We start from the raw sequence: 8,438 nt of genomic DNA, 5'->3' as shown, positions 1-8,438 counted from the left end.
CCCACGCGTCGACGGCGGCCTGGGCCTGCTCGACCGAGGTGAACGGGCCGGCCTCGTCGAGGAAGTCCGGGCGGAACGTGCCGTGGAACCGCTCCACCTTCCCGTTCTGGTTCGGGGAGGCCGGGGCCGTGAGCCGGTGCCGGATCCCGTTGCGGCGACAGATCTTGTCGAACAACACCTCCCCGTTGCGTGGCCCGTGGGTGCCGAACCGGTCGGTGAACTGCTTGCCGTTGTCCGTGATGACCTCCTCGGGGACGCCATATCGGTCCAGCGCCTGCGCGAACGCCAGGCACACCGCCCGCCCGGTGGCCCGGTCGACCACGGCGGCCATCACGCAGTACCGCGAGTGGTCGTCGACGCCGGTGACGATCTTCGCCTCCCGCACCACCCCGGTGACCTCGTCGACCAGCGCGATCCCGCCGACGATGTCGATCCCCCACAGCTGCATCGGACCCGGCCGCTCGAACCGCACGTACGAGTCCCGAGGACGCTTCCGCGGCCGCGGCGTCACCAGGTCCTTGCGCCGCAGGATCCGGTTGATCGTCGCCGTCGACGGCACCACCACACCCTCGCTCGACCCCTCACTCGACCACGGGCCCGATGCCCGCAGCAGCTCCATCCGGATCCGCTTGGCACCCCACCGCGGATGCTCGCGGCGCATCTCTGCCACCCGCACCTCGACCGACCCGGGCGTCTGGTGCTTGCACCCCGGTGGCCGGTGCGACCGGTCCGCCAGCCCCGATACTCCCTCGAGCAGGTACCGCGCCACCCACGTGTGCACGCTCTGACGCGACACCCCGGCCTGCGCAGCCACCTCCGTGACCCTCGCGCCACCCAGCACCGCCCTCACCGCGTCCAGCCGCAGCTCGACCACCGACATCACTACCAGTGCCAATCCCGGCCTCCCTGCCTCTTCGGTGCCCACGGAGCACCGACGAACAGCGTGGCCGACAACGGCCGACGTCAAGCATCAGCTGATACACGACTGTCAAGCATCACCCGAGACAGGACACGGTGCCTGTGTCCGATCCGGTGAGGAGTTTCTGTACTGGCTCAAGCTGCGCCTTCGGCGCAGAAAAGCGCGGGGACCCGCGGCAGGGACCCCGCGCTGCGGGCGGCGCTGGCGCGCCGTCCTCGCGCACCCCACCGCCCCCACGCTTTCTACGAAGGCATGGCGGCGCCCGACCCGCTGCTGACACTCGCAGCCGCTGCACCATCGACCTGTGGCCCGGACTCAGGCGCCTGGACGAGGGAGGCCCCAGCCGTCGCCGCTCGGGCTCGCTCCCACGGAGGACCACTGCCCACCTCGACAGCCACCTGGCGACAACGGCCCGCCCGGCTGGGTCGGTCAAGCGCCTTCTGCGCGGCACCTTCTCGAGGGGCCGGGTGACGGTCGATGCGCAAACCCGCGGAGCCCCCATCTGCCCCGCGCGTGCCCCCGACGTGCCCCCGACCGCCCTCAGCAGCCATGCCAACCAGCACCAGATGGCAGACGATTTCAGCGCGGGCTCGGCTCGAAATCGGGTCGAGGACGAACTCGTAATGAATAGGTCGTCGGTTCGATTCCGACAAGCGGCTCCACGCATCACCGAGACCCCCGGCTCCTTTCGAGCCGGGGGTCTTGTCGTTGCCGTGACGAGACTCGTCGTGCGGGCCGCCGGACGGGTTGAGGGGGCGTCGCTCCGGAGGGGCTCGGCCGGACGGGGCAGAGACGGGGCACACCACGTCATCGACCAGGTCGTCGCCAGAGAGCGGGAGGCGGAGGCGCTGCCGGTGCCACCAATGCGAAGGAGCCCGTCTGCGCGCGCAGAACGGGCTCCTTCGAGGCTGGTGCGGATGGGGGGGGGTGCGTGCCAGCCGTGGGGGTGTTACAGGTGTGACAGTAATGAAGCTGTGGTCGGCTGTATCGGTTTTCGGGGAATTTGAGGCAAGAAGTTTCGATTGGCCCGTATGGGCGTTATGCCGTCGTTATGTGGGAGTGACCGGTCCGGCGCGAGGTCCGTCCCGCTTGAGCGGTTCTGGCACAGTGACCCGGTGAGCGCGAACACCGAGGCCGCCGGACCGGACCAGCTGGACGAGACCTGCTGGACGAGACCTGCGAGGTGGCCGCGGGCCTGCTCGTGTCGGGCCTCCGTCGTCGGGAGCGCCTTCCCGGGCAGCCGCCGCACCGTCCGTCCACCCGCGCCAACCCGGTCACGCCGATGCCGCGGATGACCGACCGCGTGCTCCGCTTCCTGCGCACCGCGGCGGCCGGTGACGCCCTGCCCGAGCCGGCAGACGCGGCCGGGCAGCTGGTCTGCGCCGTCGAGACGAGGTATGCCGCGGCCGACGTGCCGCTCGCCCCTGCCTTCACCGGTGGTGCGTCCCGATGAGCGGGTGGACGACCCGACGGGCAACCGCGGCCGACGCCGAGGCGGTCGTCGAGCTGCGGGCGCTGATGTTCTCCGCGATGGGGGTGCCCGGGGTCGACGAGCCCGGCTGGCAGCGAGCCGCGGTGCGCTGGTTCGAGCGGGCGCTGGGTGGCCGCGATGCGTGCGTCGTCCTGGCCGAGGACGCCGACGGCCGGGTGGTGGCCGGCGCCATGGGCGGGCTCCGCTTCGAGACCCCGTCGCCGGTCAACCCGAACGGCGTCTGGGGTCTCGTCAACAACGTGGCGACACGCCCCGAGGCCCGGCGCCGGGGCCTGGCGCGAGCCTGCGTCGTCGGGGTCCTCGACTGGCTGCGCGAGGAGACCGAGGCGACCGTCGTCGAGCTCTTCGCCACGGGCGAGGGGGCGAGCCTCTACGAGGACCTGGGCTTCGTCCCGACCGCGTGGCCCGCGATGCGGCTGCGGCTTCCGCGCTGACCGCCCCTGACCGGGCCGGCTCGTCGCGTTCCCGGCGGTCCGTCCTGTCACCGGACCGGCCGGGTGCTTCAGTCGGTTGCGTCGAGTCGGTTGCGTCGAGTCGGACGCGTCGAGTCGGTCGAGTCGGTCGGGTCGGTCGGGTCGTGTCGGCCGCGGCCGTCTCGGTTGCGCTCAGTCGACGAGTGTCGAGGCTCGTTGCGTCTCGGCGCGGCCGAGGACGCGCTGCGACCCCCACGTCACGAGGACCGCGGTGGCCCCCGCACCGACCGTGACGGCATACGCCGGGGTGTGGCCGCCCCAGTCGGCGAGGCGGCCGGCCAGGGCGGCGCCGACCGCGTAGCCGAGCCCTGTGGCAGCGGCGAGCACCGTCATCGCGGCACCCGTGCGCGACGGCGGGGTGACGCGCTCACCGAGGGTGAACGTCGTGATCATGTAGGGCGCGACCGTGCAGCCGAGCACGAGGAGGACGGGGACGAGTGCGGCCAGCGAGCCGACGAGCAGCAGCGGTGCCGACAGCGCGAGCAGACCCACGGCGAACCAGCGCAGCCGGGCCGAGAGCGCGAAGCGGGCGGGCAGGCCGGCCACGGCCAGACCCGCCAGGACGCTGCCGACGCCGAGCAGGGCGTGGAAGTAGCCCGTGAGGCCGGGCGAGCCGGCCGCCGTGGCCAGCACCGAGGTGCCGGTCTGGACCGAGCCGAAGACCGTGCCGACGAGCAGCTGGGCGACGGCGAGCACGACGAGCGCCGGGGTCAGCAGTCGTCCCACGGCTCCGGTCGCGGCCGACGTTGCTGCGTGCGTGACGGTGGCCGTCTCGTGCAGGGCGAACCACGTGCCGAAGACGGCGAGGCCGCCTGCCGCGAGCGCGAGGGCGGCGGTGGGGCTCGCCACGGACACGCCGAGCCCGACGAGCGCCGGGCCGAGGACGAACGACGCCTCGTCGGCCGCACCCTCGTAGGAGAAGGCCGCGTCGACGAGGCGGTGCTGGCGCGCACCCGTGTCCGCGGTGATCGGGCGCCACCGCACCCGGGCCAGGGGACCGATCTGCGGCAGCAGCAGTCCGGCCACGGCGCTCGCGGCAGCGGCCACGCCCCAGGGCAGCCCGGCCCCGACGACCACTAGAATGCCGGCGATGCCGAGGCCGCCGCCGATGGACTGGAAGGCGACGACGCGACGCTGGCCGAGGCGGTCGGCGCGGGCACCCCAGAACGGGGCACCGACGGCGTTGGCCACCGCGAGCGCCCCGGCGCAGAAGCCTCCCGCGCCGTAGCTGCCGGTGGCGGACGACACGAGCAGGAGGGTGCCCAGCTGGCTCATCGCGAGCGGCATACGGGCCAGAAAGGCGACGACGATGTACGTGCGGCCGGTGAGGCCGAAGAGGTGGCGGTACGAGTCGATGGGTGACACGAGGGCGGCTCCGGATCTGGTCGCGGGGTGCGCGACACGCTCGCGTGCCTACCCGCCCATCAGGTCACGCCGGATCCCTGTGCAGTCCAATCGTACGCGGTCGGCGAGGCGGGCCGGACCCGCTGGTCGGGGCGTGAGCCCTCGAACGGGGTGGCACGACACGGGCGGGCACCCCCTGGGTGGGGATGCCCGCCCGGTCTGCGTGCGGTGGGTGCGTCAGCGGAGCGTCGCCACCCGGGAGCCGAGGGCCTTCGGAGCCGTCCGGGTCGACAGGCTGGGGGCCGCGCCCGAGGCCAGGTTGGGCGAGAGGTCCATCCGGCCGGCGACGTCGACGATGACGTTGGTCCGGCCGGCGTTGTTGTAGATGTCGAACTGGTTGATGTCGCTGAGGCCCACCATCGCCATGTTGGCGACGGTCTGGCCTGCGGCCGGGTTGAGGTTGCTCGCCGCCGAGCGGGTGACACCGGTCTGCCACAGCGTGAGGTAGGTGGCGGCGGTCGGGCTGACGGCGGTCGCGTTGGTGACGAGGGCGACGGTGGTGGAGTTGGTGACCGTGCTCGGCGCCGTGACGGTGCGCGTGGTGGCGGCGTCCAGCGTCGTCGCGCCGAGGCTCGTGCGCGTGTCGACGATGCGCTTCGGGGCGCCGACGCTGCGGAAGCGCAGTCCGTCACCCGTGGCGTAGACCCCGACGACGTCGACGATGACGTCGACCGTGCCGGGGCTGGCGTTGCCGATGCCGAAGTTGAGGACCGGGGTGGTGCCGTCGCTGCCCACGCCGTGCGTGACGGGGACGATCACCATGTTGGACGTCGTCTTGCGGGAGGCGAAGTTGAGGTTGGAGGTGTTGGGGATCGCGTTCTCGTCACCGTTCCAGGCGTTGAGGAAGCCGGTCCACTGGGGGTTGACCGCCGTGACGTTGACCGCGAGGGCGGAGATGTTCGCGGTGTTGGCGCCGTAGCTGACCGACTGGATGAGGTAGTCGTTCGCGGCGAGGGCGGGACCGTCCTGCGCGGTCCGGGTGTCCAGGGCACGCCACGGGTCGTCGGGGAAGTAGTCGACGGCGCCGGCGGGCTTCGTCGTGGTCGACCCGACGTAGTAGCCCTGCACGTCGGCGATGACATGCGTCTGGCCGGTGGCGTTGCGGATGCTGACCCAGCCGTCGCTGCTCACCGGGACGGTGACGAGGTTGGCGCGGGTGTCCTTCGCGACGAAGTTGAGGCTCGAGGCGTTGGGGACCGCGGAGCCCTTGGGGTAGACGACGATGTTGCCCGCACGCGTCGGAGCGGTGACCGTCATGTTGAGCACGACGGCGGAGACGCCGGTCGACGGCACGCCCCCGCGGCCGTTGACCTTGAGGTTGTAGACCTCGCCGGCGTTGAGCGGGCGGCCGAGGTAGGAGCCGCGGGTGTCGAGCATGCGCGTCGGCTTGAGCGAGACGTAGGTGCCGTCGGCGACCCCCGTCGTGAGTGCCGGGCTGGCCGGAGCCGCGGAGGCGGCCGGCGCGAGGAGGGCGCCGCCGACACCCGCCGAGGTGAGGACGAGGGCTGCCGACAGCCCCGAGATGACAGACCGCCGCACGGCAGGCCCCCTGTTCGTGTGGATGCTGCCCCTGCGACAGCGTGCCAGCGGAAAGTACCACCGGCCTGGGGCTCCTGTGGGGGTTGGAACCCATTCGTCACCGGTGTGAGACCGGGGGTCAGTCGCGCAGGTGGTGGGCGTCGCGGACCGACGGGGAGAGGCGGCAGATCGCCTCGACGAGGGCTGCCCCGAGGGCGCCCACGGCGAGCGACTGCCACAGCAGCGGCAGTGGGGCGTCGAGGTTGAAGAACTGTGCCGCGAAGGGCCAGAGGAAGGCCGTGACGGCGAGCCCGACCATCGCCGCGACGAGCGCGGCCTTCCACGGCCGGAAGGGCCGCGCGAGCACGACGAGGATCCAGAAGAAGACGGTGAGCAGCGTGATCGTCGCGCCGCTGCCGGGTTGCCAGCACGCGACGTCGGTGACGGCCGTGGCCCCTGCCTCCACGGTGCACCGGTCGGCGAACTGCTCGGGCGGCACGCCGTAGCTGCTGCCGGCCCACAGGTAGGAGGTGATGACCGCGAGACCGGCGACGGCGCCGGACGGCACGGCGAAGCGCAGGATGCGACCGAGGAAGCCGGAGAGGTAGCGCCGCTTGTTGGGCCCGAGCGCGAGGAAGAACGCCGGGATGCCGATCGTGACGGCCGAGACGAGCGTCAGGTGGCGCGGCAGGAACGGGAACGGCACGGCGATGAGCGCAGCCGCGAGGATGGCGACGAGGCTCATGGCGTTCTTCGCGACGAAGAGGTTGGCCACGCGCTCGACGTTGCCGATGACGCGGCGCCCCTCGGCGAGGACGTCGGGCAGGTGCGAGAACCGCCCGTCGAGCAGGACGAGCTCGGCGACGGCCTTGGTCGCCTGGGCGCCGTTGCCCATGGCGACCCCGATGTCGGCGTCCTTGAGCGCGAGGGCGTCGTTGACGCCGTCACCCGTCATGGCGACGACGTGGCCGTCGGCCTGGAGGGCGTGGACGAAGGCGCGCTTCTGCTCCGGCGTGACGCGGCCGAAGACGGTGTGCGTCGCGAGGGCCGCACGCAGGGCGTTCTGGTCGTCGGGCAGCGTGCGGGCGTCGACGGGCTCGCCGACGTCGAGGCCGACCGAGCGGGCCACGGCCGCCACCGTGACGGGGTTGTCGCCGGAGACGACCTTGATCGCGACGTCCTGCTCGGCGAAGTAGGCGAGCGTGTCCCTCGCGTCGGGGCGCACCTGCTCGGTCAGCGTCACGAGCGCGGCGGGCGTGAGGTCCGCGGGCAGGGACGCCTCGGACAGCTGCTCTTCGCTGCGGGCGAGCAGCACGACACGTCGACCCGCGTCGGCGAGCTCGGCGACCTGGGCGCGGATCGCGTCGACGACCTCCGACGGGCTCGGCTGCGGGTCGGCTGCGAGGAGCACCTCGGGGGCGCCGAGCACCCACGTCGAGCGGTCGGCGAAGCAGGCCGCGCTCCACTTGCGGGCGGAGCTGAACGGGATGGTGCGGGTGCGCTCCCAGCCCGGGGACCCGATGGCCGCCGCGACCGCCGTCAGGGTGCCGTTGGCGTTGGGGTCGTCGGCGAGCGCGCCCAGCGCGCAGCGGATCTCGTCGGCGTCCTGCCCGTCCAGGGTGTGCGCGTCCTCGAAGGCGATCTCGCCCGCCGTCAGCGTCCCCGTCTTGTCGAGGCACACGACGTCGACGCGCGCCAGGCCCTCGACCGCGGGGAGCTGCTGCACGAGCACGTTGCGTCGGGTCAGCTGCACGGCCGAGAGCAGGAACGCCACCGACGTCAGCAGCACGAGGCCCTCGGGCACGAGACCGACGACTCCGGCCGCCGAGCGGATGACGACCTCGCGCCAGCCCTGGTCGCCGACGGTGCGCCACTGCGACCAGATCGCGATGGGCAGGGCGGCCACGATGACCCAGGTGATGTAGGTCAGCAGGGTGTTGATCGACTCCTGGATCTCGGAGCGGGTGCGCGTGAACTTCCTTGCGTCGGCAGCGATCCGGTTGACGTAGGCGTCGGCCCCCACGCTGCTCGCGTGGTAGCGCCCCGACCCGGCGACGACGCTCGTGCCCGACATGATGGGCTCGCCCTCGTCGTGGGCCACGGGGTCGGACTCGCCGGTGAGGTTGGCCTCGTTGAGCTCCAGCCCGGCGCTCGAGACGAGCGTGCCGTCGGCCGGGACCTCGTCGCCGGTGCGCAGCTCGATGAGGTCGTCCCGCACGACGTCGGTGGTCGGCACGACGCGCACCTCGCCGTCGCGCACGACTCGGGTCGTCGGGGCGTTGAGCAGTGCCAGCCGGTCGAGCTTCCGCTTCGCGAGGTACTCCTGCACGATGCCGATCGCGGAGTTGACGACGAGGACGATCCCGAAGAGGCCGTCGGCGAAGGAGCCCGTCACCATGACGAGTGCGAAGAGCGCACCGAGGATCGCGTTGAAGCGCGTCAGCACGTTGGCGCGGACGATCTCGCCGATCGAGCGCGACGTCCGCTCGCTCAGCCGGTTGACCTCGCCACGCGAGACCCGCTCTGCCACCTCGGCGCTCGTCAGCCCCTCGGGCCGGGTCAGGGCCGTCGGGGCGGCAGTCACGGGCGGCGTCCCGGGTGTCGTCACCGCTCCATTGTCGTATGCCGGGTC

The 8,438-nt window shown here is 72.4% G+C and carries 6 protein-coding genes; 2 read left to right on the top strand and 4 right to left on the bottom strand.

The window, feature by feature from the left end; all coding sequences use genetic code 11:
- Window positions 1–895: IS481 family transposase (locus tag ABD297_RS20180; RefSeq protein ID WP_425581205.1), on the bottom strand; the 895-nt coding region annotated here is incomplete at its 3' end.
- Between the two features lie 1,207 nt (window positions 896–2,102).
- Between ABD297_RS20180 and ABD297_RS20175 the strand changes: the two genes are divergently transcribed.
- A complete protein-coding gene (locus ABD297_RS20175) occupies window positions 2,103–2,372 on the top strand; it encodes a hypothetical protein (protein WP_344256899.1) in 270 nt (89 codons plus the stop codon).
- Window positions 2,369–2,845, top strand: coding sequence for a GNAT family N-acetyltransferase (locus ABD297_RS20170; protein WP_344256898.1), 477 nt, complete (start codon window positions 2,369–2,371; stop codon window positions 2,843–2,845). Before ABD297_RS20175 ends, ABD297_RS20170 begins: the two co-directional genes overlap by 4 nt.
- Before the next feature lie 171 nt (window positions 2,846–3,016).
- Here the strand turns inward: ABD297_RS20170 and ABD297_RS20165 are convergent, their stop codons facing one another.
- The 3 genes from ABD297_RS20165 to ABD297_RS20155 all read right to left on the bottom strand — a co-directional run bounded on the left by ABD297_RS20165 (window position 3,017) and on the right by ABD297_RS20155 (window position 8,414).
- Window positions 3,017–4,249, bottom strand: coding sequence for an MFS transporter (locus ABD297_RS20165; RefSeq protein WP_344256897.1), 1,233 nt, complete (start codon window positions 4,247–4,249; stop codon window positions 3,017–3,019).
- Window positions 4,250–4,465: 216 nt separating this feature from the next.
- On the bottom strand, window positions 4,466–5,827 hold the full coding sequence (locus ABD297_RS20160) for a hypothetical protein (protein ID WP_344256896.1): 1,362 nt from the start codon (window positions 5,825–5,827) through the stop codon (window positions 4,466–4,468).
- 118 nt (window positions 5,828–5,945) lie between these two features.
- Window positions 5,946–8,414: an HAD-IC family P-type ATPase gene (locus ABD297_RS20155; RefSeq protein ID WP_344256895.1), complete on the bottom strand. Its 2,469-nt coding sequence runs from the start codon at window positions 8,412–8,414 to the stop codon at window positions 5,946–5,948.
- Window positions 8,415–8,438: the final 24 nt, after the last annotated feature.

The organism is Terrabacter carboxydivorans (assembly GCF_039532035.1).
In the GTDB taxonomy this organism is placed as follows: Bacteria; Actinomycetota; Actinomycetes; order Actinomycetales; family Dermatophilaceae; genus Terrabacter; species Terrabacter carboxydivorans.
This window is presented reverse-complemented; position numbering and strand designations above follow the sequence as displayed.

Excerpts from the sequence above, each read along its gene's own strand:
- ABD297_RS20170 (WP_344256898.1), top strand. The coding sequence starts at position 2,369 with ATGAGCGGGTGGACGACCCGACGGGCAACCGCGGCCGACGCCGAGGCG.